This is a genomic window from Neglectibacter sp. X4 (genome assembly GCF_009917365.1).
Taxonomy (GTDB): Bacteria; Bacillota; Clostridia; order Oscillospirales; family Acutalibacteraceae; genus Acutalibacter.
Genome location: NZ_QWLE01000033.1, coordinates 1 through 18,313, shown reverse-complemented (window position 1 = coordinate 18,313; position 18,313 = coordinate 1). Strand labels below are relative to the sequence as shown.

Sequence of the window (18,313 nt, the reverse complement as noted above, 5' to 3'; positions counted from 1 at the left end):
CATGCCGGAAATCAAATGGGTGGGGATGAAAGACGCGGACGCAGCCTTCCCGGAGCAGTCCCTGCCCTATGGGGCAAAGCCCCTGCGCACCCCGGATCCGTTTTCCGCCGCCACCCTTCCCTATGGGCTTCTGCCCCTCCTGCTGTGCTTTGGGGCGTTGTTTTTCAAGGCCTGGCTTCTGGGCCGTTTTCCCATGGAACCCGGGTATATCCCTTTGGGCATCCTGCTGGGGCTGCTGCTTATCCCTGTCCATGAATACCTGCATGGGGTGTGCTATCCCAAAGGCTCCACTGTCTATGTAGGGCTTATCCCCAAGAAAATGGCGGCTTTTGCCGTGTGCCATGTGCCCATTTCCTGGCGGCGCTTTATGGTGATGAGCCTTCTGCCTGCTATACTGGGCCTTGTACCCTTGCTGGCGTTCCTGTTTGCCCCTGCCTCCTGGGGCAAAATTATGGGGGTGTGCTGGCCCTTGGCGGTAATGGGCCTTTTGTCCCCCATGCCTGATTATATGTGCGTAGCCTGCGTGCGCCGCCAGGTGCCCCGGGGCGCCTGGCTTCAGACCACCAACAGCGGCTGCTTCTGGTACATGTAAGGAGGCTTTCCCCCATGAATTTTAACAAGCAGGTGTATGAAATTGTCAGCCGCATCCCCCGCGGGCAGGTGTGTACCTATGGGCACGTGGCCCTTCTGGCAGGCAGTCCCCGGGCCTCCCGGATTGTGGGGGCCGCCATGCTGCATGCCCCTCAGGGGCTTCCCTGCCATCGTGTCCTTTACCGGGACGGCGCCCTTTGCTGCGACCAGGCTTTTGGCGGCAAGGAGATCCAGCGGCAGATGCTGGAGGCTGAAGGCGTGGCTTTCCTGCCGGACGGGCGGGTGGATTTAAAGCGCCATATGTGGCTGGGGGACGGCTGAACGCCGCGCAAAGCCAAAGGGAGAGGCTGTGCCTCTCCTTTTTTAGGGCTTAGAACCTGTATTCACAACCTGCAACCACCATCTGAGCAGCCTTTTTAGAGCCACTCTGTGTTGAATTTTCTTGCCATGCGCAAACGCATACATGCGTTTGCGGAGTATTCGCCTTGATTGGCTCTAAAAATTCCCGTTCATCTGGCAATTTCAATTATGAATACAGGTTCTTAATAGAAGGAATGACGAATTCTTGGTCAGAAGTGGTGAGATTCCAGGGAAAACCGCCGTTTTCCTGCTTCCCATGCACGCCATGCCGCTGGTTCGAAGAAGTTCTGTCCCGCTAACAGGCTTCTGCGTTCCACAATTCCCGCGCTGTTTCCTGCAGCGCCGCTCTGAAAATCTCCGCCACGCCCCGCGCAAAGCCGCTTTTTACGGCTGCTTTTCCCTTTCCAGCGCCTCCAGCACGTCGCCGCACCAGCCAATCAGCAACTCGTAAGCTTTCCTGGTTTCCAGGCTTTCTGGCTCCAGGGAAAGGCTTAGCAGCGCCCTTTCCCGGCCTGCAAGCACCTTTCCCAGTTCCTTTTTCGAGGCCCTGTAAACCCCGTCCTCCAGCAGCGCCCAAAGCCGCAGGCAGAAGAAGGCGGCCTTTCCCAGCCCCGGCAGGGCCTTTTTCGGCGCGGGACTGTACAGGAAGGTGTGGCAGGCGGCATGGTACAGGTTTGCCGCGCCGATAGCCAGGGCCTCCTGGGCGTCCGCCTCTGTAAGCCGGGGCAGCAGGGCAGGCAAATCTCCCAAAACCGGCTTTGTGTCCAGCATAAGGCCATAGAGATCGTACCGGGGCCAGGCGCACAGCTCCTTTTTCCCGCAAAGGAACCCGCAGGCCAGCTCTCCCTGGGGCTGGGCCTGCACCAGCGTTCGGTAAGCGTCTAAATCTGCTGGAGCAACTGCGTCCAGCACAGTTACAATGTCGATGTCGCTTTCCGGGGTGGCCTCTCCCCTGCCATAGCTGCCCTGGTATCCCACAAACAGCAGCCGGGGGCCAAAATGCCCCTGAAGTTTTCGGGCAAAGCTCTCTGTCCAGGCCCTGATTTCCACCATCGCAGTTCCCTCCCAATCTGCATGAAATTCTTCGTCAAACTGCACAAGGCGGCATTTTCCCGCCTTTTTCTCACAGGGAATTCCCAGTAAAAACAAGATAAAAAACGGCTGGCTTTTGGTAAAGCCCAGTGGTTCTGTAAATATTTTGTTACTGTTGTAACAAAATGTCATCTTTGCAGCGGAGATATCCGCCTCAAAATATGTGCAGTTTGCACAACCATTTACAGGCAAGCAGTCCCTGCTCCGCCAAAGAGGGGCAGGGACGTGGATTTTTTCCTAATACCAAATTTTATCCCATCATTTCCTGGATAACGCGGCCCATTTCCTCCCGGGCGGCTTCCATCTCCTCCACCAGCCTAAACTGGTTTCTGGCCCTGTCCAGGTTGTGGCTGGGCCGGGCGGTGCGGAAGTACACGTCCCCGTTGAGGTAATCGGCCAGGAAGCGCAGGCCCACCTCTAAGGTCATAAGGATGGCGCCGTCCGGCAGGGTTTCCAGCTCCCGTTTGGTCAGGATATCCCCGGCGGCAGACAGGAAGCCCCTGGCATAGGCCTGGTAGCGCTCTAGGTCAAATTTCACCTTGCTCAAATCTGTTTCGTCCTCCGCGGCGGTGGCGGCCCCGGCCCGGATGGAATCCCCAAAATCAAAGGCGCAAAGGCCGGGCATTACGGTGTCCAGGTCAATAACGCATACCGCCTTGCCGGTAACGTTGTCCAGCAGGATATTGCTCATCTTTGTGTCGTTGTGGGTGACCCGCAGGGGCAGTTCCCCTTTTTCCAGCAAATCTGCCAGCAGGGCGCAGGCCTTTTCCCGCTTATAGGCAAACTCCAGCTCCGGCCCCACTTCCCCGGCGCGCCCGGCCTTATCGTTCTTCACAGCCTCCAGCAGTTGGGCAAACCGGGCAGGGGTATTGTGGAAATTGGGGATAATCTCGTGGAGGGTGTGGGCGGGATAGCCGCTTAAAAGGCATTGGAAATCCCCAAAGGCCCGGCCTGCCTCCTCCAGCATGGCAAGGGTTTCCGGGGTTTCATGGGAGGTGGCGTTTTCAATATAGCCTAGGCACCGCCAGGGGTTCCCCTCCTTGTCTATATATAAGAATTTGCCGTCCGCAGCGGGGCGCACGCTAAGGGTTTCCCTGTCTGGATCCCCTCCCCGGGCGGCAATTTTTTCCCGGAGAAAGGAGGTGACCCCTGTCATATTTTCGGTGATATCCTCCGGGGAGGGAAACACAAAGCGGTTTATGCGCTGGAGGGTGTACCGGGGGCTGCCGGCGGTGCTTTGGGCCACAAAGGTATCGTTAATGTGCCCGCCGTATAAAGGAGAGATGGCGGACTGGGGGGAAAGCCCGAAGGCCGCGAGGATTTCCGGGGTGCAAAGGCTGTTGTCCATGGGAGTTTGCGTCCTTTCTATAGTTGAAGTGTATGGGTACGCCTAGGGCCGCCCGCAAACGCGGGCCGAAGGCACGCCCCTGCGCCAAAGGCGCAGGGCAGGGGAAGCGCGGAGCGCTTCCCCTGGTTTGCGGGCGGGGCGGCTGGTAGTGTTAAAGGCGATGGGAAGGGGAAGAAGCGCTGGCACCTCGTATGGCGGGCATCCCGCGCACCTTGCTAAGAACCTGTTTAGTATCACAAGGCACGCCGTCTGAGGGGGCTTTTTCCTTGCCGGACAAAAAAATCTCCTCACATCCGGCATACCTTTTAGATACTGAACAGGTTCTAAAAGCGCATTTCTGCCAGCAGGATGGTTTCCTCCGGCGTGCTGGAAACTGTGAGCCTGCCGCTGTGGAGCAGGACGGTTTCGGCGGTGTTCTCCAGGCCGGAAAGATCGCTGCCCTCAGCCGGGCGGTCGTCAAAAAGCCACTGGATCACATCGGAAAGCTTCTTTTCCCTTAGCTCCTGCAGCCCAAAGGAACGGCCTGCCGGAGGGACGGCCGCATATACAGCCTCCAGCCGCAGGGAATCCTCCCCGGGGATGGCGGTGAAGCGCACCCGGCGTGGCTCTTCCCCGGTATAGCCCAGGGCTTCCTTGCAGGCGTGGCTGAGCATTTCATGGAAAAGCACGCATAGTTCGGAGGTTTTCAGGGGGACATTGCCTGTGCAGGCATTGCACTGAAACTCTATGCCGTTCTGGGAAGCAAAAGCAGCCTTAGCGGCAATGATGCCGTTCAGATAGGGGTTTTCATGGTATTCCCCCAGGACAGGCTCCCGGGCAGCGGCGTGCTTTGCCATATAAATGTAAGCGGGCACCTGCTCGGGCACGCCGTCCTGGAGCATGACGGAGATGGTATCCAGGGCATATTCCCCCTTCTTCTGGACAGCATGGGCCTCCCGTACAGCCGCCAGCAGATCCCCGAAATCCTCCGCGTCTTTGTCCAGCAGCTTCCGGCGGGTGGCTTCCTCCAGCACAGCCGTCCGGAACCGTCCAGCCTGGTATACGCTGCGGAAACAGAAAACCAGCACGATGAAAAGCAGGGAGGAAAACAGCAGGCGGCCTGCCAGGGCATTGGCCGGGAAGAGCAGATCCGCTTTTCCGGTGCAGATGAGGTAAATCAGGCAGAGCAGCAGGCACATGCCTGCCATAAAGGCCGAAGGGCCGCGGTCGCTGAAATGATGGAAGGGCCGGTACAGGCAGAGGCCCAGAAGCAGGTACAGCAGCAGCGTGCCCGCCGCCGAAACCACGCCGCCCACAACTCCCGCGGTGCGCAGCGGCAGGGTTCCCAGAAGCTGGGGCAGGAGCACCTCCGCATATACCAGGCAGCAGGGGCACAGCAGAAGCACGAAAAGCTTTTGCAGGATATTATTGCTATGTACAGCCAGGGAGGCGGCGAAAAGCAGCAGCGTGCCTGCCCAGCAGGCCAGAAGCTTTCCCAGGGCCGGATCTTCTATCAGGCGGCCTAAGAGTACCCCCGCCAAAAGGGCCAGGAGGAAAGCAATCCCCCCTACCAGGAGGGTTGTCCAAAAGCGGAACCTGTCCTGCATCAGGACGGCGAAAAGCCCGGCTGAGCAGAGAAGAACAATGATGAAGCTTGTCATGTCGTTGAACTCCTTTTTCGGAGGCGCCCTGGCAGGGGGCGCCCCTTCTTTTCTAAAAAAGCAGGCCGGCTGCCGGCTGCGAAAAATATTTTTATGTGATTTGCCTGGGTAAAAGCGCTGTTTTTGTACAAATCACAACATGTAGTCAATTACCCGCCTATTATACCATATTGTGCGGCACATTTCTATAGGAAAATAGGATTTTTAACGATTTTCTTTTCCTGGGAAAAGAATTTTCCGGGCGGGCCTGGGGGCAGGGAATCCCTCTTCCGGAAAAAAGCCTCGAAAAAGCGCACAAAAGAAGGGGGCGCGCATAAGATGAAGTGAGAAGCCGTACCAGCAGGGCGCAAGGCAGCCCTTCCGGCACAGCTTCTGAGCGGCAAACGACTGGGCTTGTTCCCTGGCTTGGGGGGCAAGCCCCTAAACGAGGTGATTTTTTGGGCAAGCCCTTACTTGTGGTAAGCTCCGTCACATATGCCATGAAGGGCCGGGATCTGCTCTTCCGCAGGGGGATCCGCGGCTATGTGGAGCGAATCCCCCAAACGGAGGAGTCCGGCTGCGGCTATGGGATATACGTGCCGGCCGGCGCTGACGAGGCGGAACGGATTTTACAGGAAAACCGCATCCGGGTTCTGCGCCGCATGGAGCAGGAGGATGGCCCGTGATTTATCTGGACAACAGCGCTACCACGTACCCCAAGCCGCTTGTGGTACGGGAGCAGATGCAGAAGGCCCTGCGGGAGCTGGGGGCAAACCCTGGCCGCAGCGGCTATGATATGAGCGTGCGCACCTCCCAGGCGGTGTATAACTGCCGGGAGCGGGCGGCGGCCCTGCTGGGCGCGCCGGGACCCGAGTGCGTGGTGTTCCAGCCAAGCTGCACCCAGGCCCTGAACCTGGTGATAAAGGGGTATTTAAAGCCGGGGGACCATGTGGTAGTTTCCGACATGGAGCACAACGCTGTGATGCGGCCCCTGCAGGCCCTGGAGGCAAAAGGCGTCACGTATACAAAAGCTGTGGTAGCGCCAGGGGACAACGACGCCACGGTGGACGCCTTCCGGAAGGCCATGGGGCCGCGCACCAGGCTGGTGGTGTGTACGGCAGGCTCTAACGTGTTTGGCGCGCGGCTGCCTGTGGAGCGCATTGCGGCCCTGTGCCACCAGTATGACGCGAAAATCTGCGTGGACGCGGCCCAGACAGCCGGGGTGGTTCCCATCAGCGTGGCAGAAGGCGGCATAGACTTTTTGTGCTGCGCCGGGCACAAGGGCCTTTACGGGCCTATGGGCACCGGGCTGCTGGTTTTGCGGGATCCCGGGGTTTCCCTCGCCACCCTGACAGAGGGGGGCACTGGCACCCAGTCCCAAAGCCTTTTGCAGCCCGACGATCCGCCGGAGCGCTATGAAAGCGGCACCCTGAACGTGCCGGGGATTATAGGCCTTTACGCGGGCATGGGGTTTGTAAGCGCCATGGGGATGGAGCGGATTTACCGGGAGGAAATGGGAAAGGTTTCCTATTTATATGAAAAGCTTTCCCGCATGGGGCATGTGAAGCTTTACACCCCGCCCCCGGCGATCCCCTATTTTGTGCCGGTGCTTTCCTTTAATATAGAAAACCGCCCCAGCGAGGAAACGGGGCAGATTCTGGCAAAGTCCGGCATTGCTGTGCGCTGCGGCCTGCACTGCGCGCCTTGCGCCCATGAGAAAATGGGCACCAAAGGCACTGTGCGGGTATCCCCTTCCGCCTTCACCAGGCCCCAGGAGATGGAGGCCCTTGCCCGCAGAGTGCGGGCCATAGCTAACACAGTTCAAAAGAGGTAGTATGCCTCTTTTGAACCAGGCGGCGCAGCCCCCCGGCTTGAAAACCGGCATATGCCGGTTTTCAAGTGTGTTTACGATATCCCGCCGGGGGAGCCTTTGGCTGGCTGACGGTTTTCCAGGCGGCCTGTGAAATTTTGAAAGAAAACGAAAAAAGCCTTTTATTTGCGGCCTGCCTGTGATACAATAAGACACAGACAGGCCCTAAATGCTTTTGCAGCACAGGCGTGCTTGTTCTGCACACTACATATGGAAAGGGATGACGGCAGTGGGGGACATGATGGACGCCGCGGCGCGGTTCGGGCAGACCTTTTTGAACCTGGCGCGGCAGTTTACCTTTAAAGACGCTATCGACGTGGCTATTGTAACCGTACTGCTGTACGGCATTATCAAGCTGGTGCGGGAAACCCGGGCCGGGCAGCTTGTCAAGGGCATTATCCTTCTGGTGGGGCTGTTCCTGATTTCCTCCACAGAGGCCCTTGACTTTTTGATGCTCAACCAGCTCCTGCGGTATTTCTTCCAGTCTGCCTTTATTGTGGTGATTATCCTTTTCCAGCCGGAGATACGCAAGGCTTTAGAGCAGGTGGGCCACAGCAAGGTCAGCTCCCTGGGCGGCATTATCGGCGGCAAGGACAGGGACGGGGACAAGCTTGGCACCCGGCGGGCCATTGCCGGGGTGGTGGGGGCTGTGGGCATTTTGCAGCAGCTCCGCATGGGGGCGCTGATTGTGTTTGAGCGCCGCACCAAGCTGGGGGAAATTGTGGAGACAGGCACCATTGTGGAGGCCGACCCTTCCGCCCAGCTCATTGCCAATATTTTCTTCAACAAAGCCCCCCTCCACGACGGGGGCATGGTGATACGGGACGGACGGATCCACGCGGCGGGGTGCATCCTGCCCCTGACAAGCAGCGACAGCGTAAGCGCGGAGCTGGGCACCCGGCACCGGGCGGCTTTGGGCATGAGCGAGAACTCTGACGCGGTGGTGGTGGTGGTCTCTGAGGAGACGGCCCAGATTTCCATTGCCGTGGGAGGCAGGCTGACCCGGGATTACACCAGGGCGGCCCTTTCCGACGCTTTGGAGAAATACCTTATCGGCGCGGAGGACAAAGGCGCTTCCGGCAGCAAGCGCATTCTGGGCAGGCTGGGCTTTGGCTCCGGCCGGAAGGAGGGCTGAGCCATGAAAGACGGAAAGCCCATGGAGAAAAAACGGGGAAAGCTTTCCCTGCGGAATATTTTTTACCACAACACCTTTGTGCTGGTTTTTTCCTTTGCCATTGCCCTGGTGACATGGTTTGTGATGGCCTATAACAGCGACATGAACCGCACTTTTACCATCCAGGACGTGCCTATTGTGGTGGTGCCCTCTACGGAGGCGGAGGCTGACGGCCTGCGGGTGTTCAACATGTCCTATGCCGCGGCGGACATCGACGTTTCCGGCAACAGCCTGATTACCTCCAAGCTGACGGCGGAGGACTTCAAGGTGACAGTGAGCCTGAACCCCACTTCCACCAAGCTGACGGGCAACACCCTGCAGAAGATGACGGTGCCTGTGCAGGCGGTGAAAAACTCTGCCCTTTCGGAATATGACATTGTTTCCATTAACCCGGAGGAAATCAACCTGGAGTATGACCGCTATAAGGAAGTTACACTGCCTTTGGAGGACGAGATTGTATACAGCGCGGACGCGGGCTTTTATCCCGGCTCCCCTGTGCTGTCCCAGGACAGCGTGACTATTTCCGGGCCGGAGTCTGCTGTGAACCGGGTGAGCCGGGCGGCGGTGGGCTACACCCTGGACGCTCCCCTGCGGGACTCCCAGGAGTTCTCCTGCCCCATCCGCCTGTATGACCAGAACAACCAGGAGATAACGGACACAGCTTCCTTGTACCTTACGCTGAGCGTGGACACAGTGCAGGCCACCATCCCGGTGATGGCGAGAAAGACAGTGCCCCTGGTGGTGAACACTGTACACCAGCCTGACAGCTTTGCCCAGAACCGCATCAGCATAGAGCCGGCGGAGATTGCCATTGCAGGCTCCCAGGAGGTGCTGGACGGCATCAGCGAAATCTGCCTTGGCAGCGCCATTGACTTTGCCGATTTGGATTTGTCCCGCCCAGCCGCCTTTGACATGGAGATCCCCCTGCCCAGCGGCGTGCGCAACATTACAAACGCCGGGGAGAACACCGTTACCCAGGCAAAGGTTTCCATTAACTTAAACGGCTACAGCCGGGCCACGCTGACTGTGCCGGAGGCGAACATCCAGCTTCTCAATCCCCCTGCCGGGAAGGACGCCCGGCTGACCACCCGGAGCATGGAGGTTTCAGTGATTGGCCCCCAGGCCCAGGTTGGGAAGCTGGCCGGGGATTCCATCTTTGTGCAGATTGATTTGGCCAATGTGGCAAACCGCACAGGCAGCATAGAGGCTCCCGCAGCCGTTACCATCTCCGGCACTGCCGGGGAAGCCTGCTGGGTGTCGGGCAGCTATACCGCCACTGTTACCCTCTCTGACGCGGTTACCATCCAGGCCGGCGCAGGCGTGGAGACTGCTTCGGCAGGCTCCAGCGACGGGGTTGTGGCAAAGCCCCAGGAATAAGGAATTTGAAAGGCGTACCGGAAAGCTTCGGTGCGCCTTTTTTGCGCGGCTGGAGGCTGGCTGGCGGAGGGGGCCTGTTTTGCGGGGGCTCCCCGCCCCTGCACCCCCGCCAAAGGGCCAATGGCCCTTTGGAAACCCAATCCGGCTGGGTGGGCAGACGGGACACACCTCCCCTCCCCCGCCGGAAGCATGGAACACGCGGTTCGGACACTTCCCTTGATTTTCCAGCCCTTGACTTTTCCTGGGGGATGCCATATAATGAGATGGATACAGGAAAACCGTTGACCGGGAGGAGTACCAGCCGCTATCCTTTTTAAGAGAGCCGCCCAGGGTGGGAAGGCGGCAGGGGAAGGCTGGGAATGGCCCCGGGAGGGCTGGCAGGAAATGGCCGGACGCACCCCGCGTTATGGGGAAGAGTTGGGCAGGCGGCAGCCTGTCAATTTGGGTGGTACCGCAGGCAGAGCCTGTCCCATGCGTGGGGCGGGCTTTTATTTTTTTGCGGGCGGGTTTTTCCCGCCGGAAAGGAGCAAACATATGGAATATCAGTTTTCTGACCGGGTGAAGGCGCTGAAGCCCTCTGCCATCCGGGAGATTTTGAAAAACTCCTCCGCCCCGGGGATTATCCCCCTTTCCGCCGGGAACCCGGCGCCGGACGCCTTCCCCTATGAAGCCATCCGGAAGGTTTCGGCACAGCTTTTGGAGGATACCCCTATTGAGGCTTTGCAGTATGGCGTGACAGAGGGGTATGCCCCCCTGCGGGAGCACCTGCTGGGGTATATGAAGAAAAAGCACCAGGTGGGCACAGAGAACGATGATATCCTCATTACCAGCGGCGCCCAGCAGGTGATGGATCTGCTGACGAAAACCCTTTTAAACGAGGGGGATACGGTGCTGTGCGAGGCCCCCAGCTTTATCGGCTCTTTGAACACCTTCCGATCCTACCGGGCAAAGCTTGTGGGCATTCCCATGGAGGAGGACGGCATGGACATGGCCTGCCTGGAAAAGGCTTTGGAGACAGAGAAAAATGTGAAATATCTGTATACCATTCCCAATTTCCAGAACCCCTCAGGCATTACCATGAGTTTTGAGAAGCGCAAAAAAGTGTATGAGTTATGCCAAAAGCATGGGGTGATGATTCTGGAGGACAACCCTTATGGGGATCTGCGCTTTGCAGGGGAGGATGTGCCTTCTATTAAGAGCCTTGATACAGAGGGCATTGTGATGTATGCCGGCTCTTTCTCCAAGGTGGTTTCCCCGGGGATGCGGGTAGGTTATGCCATCGGCCCCAGGGCGGTGCTCCAGAAAATGGTGGTGTGCAAGCAGGGGGAGGACGTACATTCCAACATGTGGGCGCAGATTGTGTGCCACCGCTTTATGACGGGCTTTGACTATGAGGCCCACCTGCAAAACCTGCGGGACATTTACAGCCGGAAAAGCGCTGTGCTGCTTTCCGCCATGGAGGAGCATTTCAGGCCCCTTATCACCTGGAGCCATTTTGAGGGCGGGCTTTTTGCCTGGTGTACCCTGCCGGAGGGCACTGATATGCTGGGATTCGTGAAGCGGGCCATGGAGCGCAAGGCCTGCGTGGTGCCGGGCACAGCGTTCCTCACAGACGAAACAGAGCCTTGCCGCTCTTTCCGCATCAATTTCTCTACGCCTACGGACGAGCAGTTGCGGGAAGGCGTGAAAATCTTAGGCCAGACGGCCCGGGAAGCCGTGAAATAACCGCCCTGCCATCAAGCCAAAAGGGGTTTTCGGATCAAACCCTTTTTCAAAAGGGTTTGCAGAGGTTTGGGGGCGGTCTCGCCTGCCGGCTCGGTCGGTTCGCGGCAGCGTCCCACTGGGACGCGCTCACCCCAAGGTCTTGGGCGCATTTTCAAGTATTCAGGAAAGAGGTTGAGACAATATGGAAAGCAATGAGAAAAAACGCATTTTAAGCATGTACCAGTGTACAGGCACCTTTACCCTGGGGAATTACCTGGGGGCTTTGCGCAACCACATCCGCCTGCAGGACGAGGGCTATCAGTGCGTGTATGCTTTGGCGGACTTGCACGCCATTACGGTGCGGCAGGAGCCTGCACAGCTTCGCAAATATACCATGGAGGCTTACGCCTTTCTGCTGGCTATGGGCCTTGACTTTAACAAGACGATTTTCTTCATCCAGAGCCATGTGCCCCAGCACGCCCAGCTTGCCTGGATTTTGAACTGCTACACCCAGTTCGGGGAGCTTTCCCGCATGACCCAGTTTAAGGATAAATCGGCTAAACACGCGGACAACATCAACGCCGGGCTTTTCACGTATCCCTGCCTGATGGCGGCGGACATCCTTTTATATCAGGCGGACTTTGTGCCTGTAGGGGCGGATCAGAAACAGCATGTGGAGATTGCCCGAGACATTGCCGAGCGCTTCAACGGCATTTACAGCCCCACCTTCACAGTGCCGGAGCCGATTATCCCCCAGCATGGGGCCAGGGTCATGTCTTTGCAGGATCCCACCAGGAAAATGTCCAAATCTGACGGGAACAACAACGGCTGTATCAGCGTGCTGGACGATCCGGATACCATTATGCGCAAGTTCAAACGGGCCATTACAGACAGCGAGGCCTGCGTGCGCTATTCTGACGACAAGCCCGGGGTGAAGAACCTGATGGAAATTTATTCCTGTATTACAGGCAAGAGCATGGAGGAAATTGAAGGGGAGTTTGCGGGCAAGGGCTATGGCGACTTTAAGCCCGCTGTGGCGGAAGCCGTTATCGGGGAGCTGCGGCCCATTCAGGAGCGCTTTAAGGAAATTTTGCAGGACAAGGACTATTTGCAGCGGTGCTGCCGGGAGAACGCGGAAAAGGCCGGGTCCATTGCCCAGCGGACAGTGTCCAAGGCTATGAAAAAAATCGGCTTTCTGCCCATGAAGTAGGTTCTAAGCTGGAAAAGGCAGAAAAACTGCTTTTCACACAAAATTCATGGTTTCAGGTATTGCGCGCCGGGGCCGGGGGTATTATAATATAGGTACTGAAATTTGCAATTGACTGCTTTGCAGCGGGTTTCCCGCTGTGAGAAAGGATGAAAAAAATGGCTGCTGTTACAAAAGACATGATTATCGGGGAAATTCTGGATATGGACGAAACAACCGCCCCTTATTTTCTGGAGATGGGTATGCACTGCCTTGGCTGCCCCTCTGCCCGGGGGGAGACGCTGGAGCAGGCCTGCGGGGTACACGGGGTGAACCCGGACGATCTGGTGGAGAAACTCAACCGGCACCTGAGTGGGAAATAGTCTGATACGGCTTGCGCAGACTGCCGCCCGGCGTTTCGGCCAGGCGGCAGTTTGTCTTTTTGCCCAGTGAAAGGAGGGCGTTTATGGCAAGGCCCCTGTTTCAGCTTGGACCCAGGCTCAGCCTTTGCGCATCTTTGGTGCGGGAGGGGGCTGCGGTGGCGGATATCGGCACAGACCATGGCTATCTGCCCATATGGCTTTTGAAAACCGGGCGGTGCCCCCGGGCCATCGCCGCGGACATTAATGCCAGTCCCCTGGAGGCTGCCAGGCGGAACGCCGCCCGGTATGGGGCAAAAATGCGGCTTCTGCTTTCAGACGGGCTGCAGGGCCTGGGGCCTGGAGACGCGGAGGACATCGTGATTGCTGGCATGGGCGGGGAGCTGATTCTGCGCATGGCAGGGGAAACTTCCTGGCTGCGAAATCCGGGGAAGCGGCTGGTTTTGCAGCCTATGAGCTGTGGGCCACAGCTTCGGGCAGGCTTGTGGGACTTAGGCTTTTCCATTTTGGAGGAGCGGGCCTGTCTGGACAGCGGCAAGGTGTATGCCGCCTTTTCCGCGGCGTTTACCGGAGAGAACGGCCCTATGCCCCTTCTATACCCCTACATGGGCAGGCTGGAGCCGGGAAGCCCGGCGGTGCGGCTATATGCGGAAAAGCAGGCGCGGATTTTGGAGAACCAGCGGAAGGGCGCGGCCCATCTAGGGGAAACGGCCCGGGCAAAGGCGCTGGGGGACGCGATGGAGGCCCTGCGGGAAGCTTATCTGGGGGAAAGCATAGAGGAAGAAAAGGGAACCTATTGCCTTTGACCAGACAGGGAAATAAAGAAAAGCGCGGCCTTTCCCTGGTCAAACCGGCAGGGAGGGAAAGAGCTTCCACGCTTGGCGCGCGGGAAAAACAGAACGGGAACAGGAGGAGCCTATGGTACGGATTTGTGATATATACAACGTGATAGACCAGGCCGCTCCCTTTGAGAGCGCCTTAAGCTTTGACAACAGCGGCCTGCTGGTGGGGGATCCGGCGGCAGAGGTGGCGCGGGCCTTGATTGCTTTGGACATCACCCCGGCAGTGGTGGAGGAAGCGGCTTCCATAAACGCGGGGCTGGTTATCAGCCACCACCCGGTTATCTTCACGCCTTTAAAAAGCCTTAACAGCCGCGCGGTGCCTTATCTGCTGGCCCAGAAGGGCATTGGGGCGCTGTGCTGCCACACAAACCTGGACATCTCCCCGGTGTGCGGGGTGAATGTGGCCCTGGCAAACAGGCTGGGGCTGAAGGTTATCCGGCAGGAGGATGTTTTCGGGGAGGACTGCATCCTGTTTTCCGGCGAGGCAGAGGGATCGCCTTCGCCTTTGGAATTTGCCCGGCTGGTGCGGGAGCGGCTGGGCGCGGGGGCGGTGAACCTGATTCCTGGAGAGAGGGCTGTGAAAAAAGTGTTCCTCTGCAGCGGGGCTGGAGGGGACTTTGTCCAGTTTGCAGCCTGCCGGGGGGCGGACGCCTACATTACCGGGGAAATGAAGCACCACGAAATGCTGGAAGCAGCTTCCACAGGCCTGACCTGCATTGCGGCGGGGCATTATGAGACGGAAGCGGTTTTTGCTGAATTTTTAGCCGCCTATTTGAAAAAGCGGCTGCCTGGGGCGGCGTTCCTGGTGTCGAAAACAAGGCCTGTGCACCAGTGGGTGACAGAGTGAAGGTTTTTTGAGGATTCTTAAGGGACTTTTTTCCTCAAAAAAAGTCCCTTAAGCCGGGGTTTGTGGCAGAGTTCCAACCAAAAAGGAGGTGGCGCCCATGGCGCTGGACGGCGCGTTTTTGCGGCACATCAAAAGGGAGCTGGAGGAAAAGCTTTTGGGGGCGCGGGTGGACAAAATCCACCAGCCAAACCGGGAGGAGCTGGTAGTTGCGTTTCGCAGCAGGGAGAGCGCCTGCCGGGTGCTGTTTTCCGCCCGGGCCAACAGCGCCCGGGTACACCTGACGGAAATCCCTTTGGAAAACCCCAAGCAGCCCCCCATGCTGTGCATGCTTTTGCGGAAAAAATTGCAGGGGGCAAAGCTTCAGGCCATCCGCCAGCCGGAACTGGAGCGGCTTTTGCATTTTGATTTTGACGCGGTGAACGAGCTGGGGGATCATGTGACCCTGACGCTTACCATGGAAATCATGGGGAAGTACAGCAATATTATCCTCAGCGACGGAGAGGGGAAAATCATTGACGCTTTAAAGCGGGTGGACGCAGAGATGTCCTCCCAGCGCCTGGTGCTGCCCGGGCTTTCCTATCGGCTCCCGCCGCCCCAGGACAAGCTTTGCCTGCTGGCCCGCACCGCCCAGGAGGCTGTGTCTGCCATGGAGTCCCTGCCCAGGGACATGGAGCTTTCCAAGGGGCTGCTGGCGGTGCTCCAGGGGATATCACCCATTGTATGCCGGGAGGTGGCCCACCAGGTGGGAAGGGGCCGGGAACTGACCGTGAAAACCCTGGGGGAGGAACAGCGTTTCCGGCTGCAGTTTTTCCTGCAGCAGCTGAAGGAAACTGTGGAGGGCCTTACGGGCCGCCCCTATATGGCGGTGGATGTAAAGAAAAAGCCCATGGACTTTTCCTTTTTGGACATCCACCAATATGGCGCTGCGGCAGTGGTGAAGGAAGGAGAGAGCTTTTCCGGGCTGCTGGACGGCTTTTACCGAGAGAAGGATCAGCAGGAGCGCATGCGGGTGCGGGAGCAGGACTTGCTGCGGCTGCTCTCAAACCATGCCGAGCGCCTTTCCCGGAAAATCGGGGCGCAAAAGGGAGAGCTGGATCAGTGCGCCCAGCGGGACTCTTTGCGGGTGGCGGGTGATTTAATCAGCGCCAACCTGTATACCCTGCCAAAAGGCGCAAAGGCTGCGGATCTGCCTGACTATTATCAGGAGGGCCAGCCTTTGGTACACATCAAGCTGGATCCCGCTTTAACCCCCTCCCAGAACGCTCAGAAATATTATAAGGAATACCGCAAGGCCAAGACCGCCGAGGAGAAGCTGCAGGAGCAGATAGCCCTGGCAGAGCGGGAACTGGTATATTTGGATTCGGTGCTGGACGCCCTGGCCCGGGCAGAGACGGAGAAGGATTTGCTGGAAATCCGGGCAGAACTTACAGAGCAGGGGTATCTCCGGGCACAGCGGGGGAAGAAAGCCAGGAAGGAATCCCCCAGCGCGCCCCTGCGCTTTGAGACTGCGGATGGGTTTACGGTGCTGGTGGGCCGGAACAACCGCCAGAACGACCAGCTTACCATGCGCACAGCCAATAATAACGATCTGTGGTTTCATGTGAAGAACATACCAGGCTCCCACACGGTGCTTGTCACAGAGGGCCGCAAGCCTACGGAGGCGGCAATGGAGCAGGCGGCAGTGCTGGCTGCCCGCCACAGCCGCGCCAGGTCTTCCGCCCAGGTGCCAGTGGACTACACCCAGATACGCCATGTGAGCAAGCCCCAGGGGGCCAGGCCCGGCATGGTGATTTATGAGAATTACAAGACAATTTTTGTGAACCCGGCGGAGGACGGGGCTGAACAGGAAATGGGATAAAAGCGCAAGGGTTTGTTTGAGTTGAGAGGAGATGGGCAAATGGTAAAAAAAACAGTTACATGGAACAGCTCCGTTAATTTCCATATGCGTCCTGCCGGCACCTTTTCCCAGGAAATGGGGCGGTTTTCCAGCAGTATCCGGCTGACCTATGGGGAATTCCGGGCTGACGGCAAAAGCATGATGAACCTGATGGCAGCGGGCATTCCCGCCCGCGCCCAGCTAGAGGTGGAGTGTGCCGGCCCGGATGAAGCCGAGGCGCTGGCCCGGGCCGCCTGTCTGCTGGAAGAAGAACTGGGAGAATGACAGCTCTGCCGCCTGCTTTTTGCGGGCGGCCTTTCCTTTTCTGCGGGCTTTGGCCTGCATCTCGCAAAAAAATTAAAAAATCGGAAATTTTTTTCAAAAAAGGCTTGCAAAATCTGAAAATCTGTGGTATTATCTTAGAGCACCGGAAGTGAGATGCAAAACAAGAAGGTTTGATTTACAATATGGGGGTATAGCTCAGCTGGGAGTCCGAAAAGTTAAAAGTATGCCCCCACTGAGAGCACTAAATCTTCATTATTCCGCTTGTATCGACCAAAATTGAATAAAGTGTATTCCGATAAACAATATCATCATATGATGAAAAACTCGGGGGTATAGCTCAGCTGGGAGCCTGAGAAGTTAAATGTATGCCCCCACTGAGAGCACCAAATCTTCATTATTCCGCTTATATTGACCAAAATTGAATAAAGTGTACTCCGATAAAGAATATCATCGTATGACGAAAAACTCGGGGGTATAGCTCAGCTGGGAGAGCGCTTGAATGGCATTCAAGAGGTCAGCGGTTCGATCCCGCTTATCTCCACCACAGGGTACACGAGAGAAAAGGCTTGTTTCAAAAGAAACGAGTCTTTTTTCGTATGTGTGTTTCGTAGACTGGCATATCCCGGCCACGCAAGCACACTCCCCTATGGGGCGTTCAGATTTTTTGAACGCCCCTTTTTTCATGCCCATTTTTAGATACCATCATAACAGAAAGGAGTTTTCCCCATGAAAGACCGCCTTGACTATGATTATTTCTACGGCGGGGAATCGGAGCAGTTCAGTTTCTACCGCATCCCCCGTCAGCTCATTGTGGGCCCGGAGTTCAAGCATGTTTCCACTGACGCCAAGCTGCTCTATGGCCTTATGCTTGACCGCATGGGTTTGTCGGCCCGCAACGGCTGGTATGACGAGGAAAACCGTGTGTTCATCTACTACCCACTGGACGAAATAAAGGAAGCCCTTAATTGTGGCAACGATAAGGCGGTCAAGCTGCTGGCGGAGCTGGACAGCGGCAAGGGCATCGGCCTGATACAGCGGGTCAAGCAGGGCCAGGGCAAGCCTGCCAGAATTTACGTCAAGCGTTTTACTACCAGGGAGGTGCCTGATACTGACAACCGCCCCTCTCCCCCGTCCAGACTTCCGGAAAGCCGAAATCCAGACTTCGGAAAAACCGAAGTCAAGAGTTCGGAAAATCAGAAGTCAAGACTTCGGGAAAACCGAAGTGCAGACTTCGGAAAATCGGAGTGTAATTATACTTACATGAATCAGACTGAAAGGAGCTATACCCATCCATCTATCCGTCCTGAGATGGAAAAGATGGATTGGGCGGCTTGCCGAAAGGGGGTGATGGAAAATATCAGTTACAGCCAGCTTGTGGAGGAATATGGAGCCGAGGATGTGGAGGGCGTTACCGACCTGATCACCGATATCCTGACTTCCGCCCAGCCCATTGTCCGCATTGGCAAGGAGGATTTACCTTTGAGCGTTGTCCAGTCCCGTTTCCGCAAGCTGGATGAAACCCATATCCAGTACGTTTTTGACTGCTTGAGCCGGAATACCACGAAAGTCCGCAATATCCGGGCCTATCTGCTGACAAGCCTTTACAACGCGCCCGCTACCATCGGGCAGTTTTATCAGGCCGAGGTTCAGCATGACTTGTACGGTTCCGGCTAATGTGTCCCAAGTTGTGCAATGTCATTAAGTTAAAGGTATAAAAGAGCAAAATAAGAAAAAAGCATAAAAAAGGCTTGACAAATGGGAA

At 57.3% G+C, this 18,313-nt stretch carries 17 protein-coding genes, 1 tRNA gene and 1 other annotated feature; of the genes, 15 read left to right on the top strand and 3 right to left on the bottom strand.

The features are described 5' to 3' along the window. The first annotated feature begins 1 nt into the window (after position 1). Complete coding sequence (locus D1841_RS11470) at positions 2-592, top strand: DUF3267 domain-containing protein (RefSeq protein ID WP_160643174.1); 591 nt, start codon at positions 2-4, stop codon at positions 590-592. Between the two features lie 14 nt (positions 593-606). Next, a complete protein-coding gene (locus tag D1841_RS11465; protein ID WP_160643173.1) occupies positions 607-912 on the top strand; it encodes an MGMT family protein in 306 nt (101 codons plus the stop codon). 423 nt (positions 913-1,335) lie between these two features. Here the strand turns inward: D1841_RS11465 and D1841_RS11460 are convergent, their stop codons facing one another. The 3 genes from D1841_RS11460 to D1841_RS11450 form a co-directional block, all read right to left on the bottom strand. After that, positions 1,336-2,004, bottom strand: coding sequence for a nucleotidyltransferase domain-containing protein (locus D1841_RS11460; RefSeq protein ID WP_160643172.1), 669 nt, complete (start codon positions 2,002-2,004; stop codon positions 1,336-1,338). A gap of 289 nt (positions 2,005-2,293) precedes the next feature. After that, complete coding sequence (locus D1841_RS11455) at positions 2,294-3,391, bottom strand: phosphotransferase enzyme family protein (RefSeq protein ID WP_160643171.1); 1,098 nt, start codon at positions 3,389-3,391, stop codon at positions 2,294-2,296. A gap of 323 nt (positions 3,392-3,714) precedes the next feature. Beyond that, positions 3,715-5,031, bottom strand: coding sequence for a hypothetical protein (locus D1841_RS11450; RefSeq protein WP_160643170.1), 1,317 nt, complete (start codon positions 5,029-5,031; stop codon positions 3,715-3,717). A 437-nt stretch (positions 5,032-5,468) separates the two neighbouring features. Between D1841_RS11450 and D1841_RS11445 the strand changes: the two genes are divergently transcribed. The 13 genes from D1841_RS11445 (at position 5,469) to D1841_RS11385 (ending at position 18,225) form a co-directional block, all read left to right on the top strand. Further along, positions 5,469-5,696, top strand: a complete 228-nt coding sequence (locus D1841_RS11445) for a DUF3343 domain-containing protein (protein WP_237076308.1) — start codon at positions 5,469-5,471, stop codon at positions 5,694-5,696. Then, a complete protein-coding gene (locus tag D1841_RS11440) occupies positions 5,693-6,844 on the top strand; it encodes an aminotransferase class V-fold PLP-dependent enzyme (RefSeq protein ID WP_160643169.1) in 1,152 nt (383 codons plus the stop codon). The genes D1841_RS11445 and D1841_RS11440 overlap by 4 nt, the downstream gene beginning before the upstream one ends. A 274-nt stretch (positions 6,845-7,118) precedes the next feature. After that, positions 7,119-8,015, top strand: coding sequence for a diadenylate cyclase CdaA (gene cdaA, locus D1841_RS11435; protein ID WP_237076312.1), 897 nt, complete (start codon positions 7,119-7,121; stop codon positions 8,013-8,015). A 3-nt stretch (positions 8,016-8,018) separates the two neighbouring features. Then, on the top strand, positions 8,019-9,431 hold the full coding sequence (locus D1841_RS11430) for a YbbR-like domain-containing protein (RefSeq protein ID WP_160643168.1): 1,413 nt from the start codon (positions 8,019-8,021) through the stop codon (positions 9,429-9,431). A 272-nt stretch (positions 9,432-9,703) separates the two neighbouring features. Continuing rightward, positions 9,704-9,906, top strand: a binding site (T-box leader). A gap of 59 nt (positions 9,907-9,965) precedes the next feature. Next, complete coding sequence (locus D1841_RS11425) at positions 9,966-11,156, top strand: PLP-dependent aminotransferase family protein (RefSeq protein WP_160643167.1); 1,191 nt, start codon at positions 9,966-9,968, stop codon at positions 11,154-11,156. 181 nt (positions 11,157-11,337) lie between these two features. Next, a complete protein-coding gene (gene trpS, locus D1841_RS11420) occupies positions 11,338-12,345 on the top strand; it encodes a tryptophan--tRNA ligase (protein WP_160643166.1) in 1,008 nt (335 codons plus the stop codon). A gap of 155 nt (positions 12,346-12,500) precedes the next feature. Then, on the top strand, positions 12,501-12,704 hold the full coding sequence (locus D1841_RS11415) for a DUF1858 domain-containing protein (protein WP_160643165.1): 204 nt from the start codon (positions 12,501-12,503) through the stop codon (positions 12,702-12,704). 83 nt (positions 12,705-12,787) lie between these two features. Next, the gene (locus tag D1841_RS11410; RefSeq protein WP_160643164.1) at positions 12,788-13,507 is read left to right on the top strand and encodes a class I SAM-dependent methyltransferase; all 720 of its coding nucleotides are present in this window, start codon (positions 12,788-12,790) and stop codon (positions 13,505-13,507) included. Positions 13,508-13,619: 112 nt separating this feature from the next. Beyond that, a complete protein-coding gene (locus tag D1841_RS11405; protein ID WP_160643163.1) occupies positions 13,620-14,390 on the top strand; it encodes a Nif3-like dinuclear metal center hexameric protein in 771 nt (256 codons plus the stop codon). Positions 14,391-14,487: 97 nt separating this feature from the next. Then, on the top strand, positions 14,488-16,248 hold the full coding sequence (locus D1841_RS11400; protein ID WP_160643162.1) for an NFACT family protein: 1,761 nt from the start codon (positions 14,488-14,490) through the stop codon (positions 16,246-16,248). A 39-nt stretch (positions 16,249-16,287) separates the two neighbouring features. After that, entirely contained in the window at positions 16,288-16,551 is a 264-nt protein-coding gene (locus tag D1841_RS11395) for an HPr family phosphocarrier protein (protein ID WP_160643161.1), read from the top strand. 468 nt (positions 16,552-17,019) lie between these two features. Continuing rightward, a tRNA-Ala gene (locus tag D1841_RS11390) sits at positions 17,020-17,095 on the top strand. A 182-nt stretch (positions 17,096-17,277) separates the two neighbouring features. Next, complete coding sequence (locus D1841_RS11385; protein WP_160643160.1) at positions 17,278-18,225, top strand: DUF6017 domain-containing protein; 948 nt, start codon at positions 17,278-17,280, stop codon at positions 18,223-18,225. Positions 18,226-18,313: the final 88 nt, after the last annotated feature.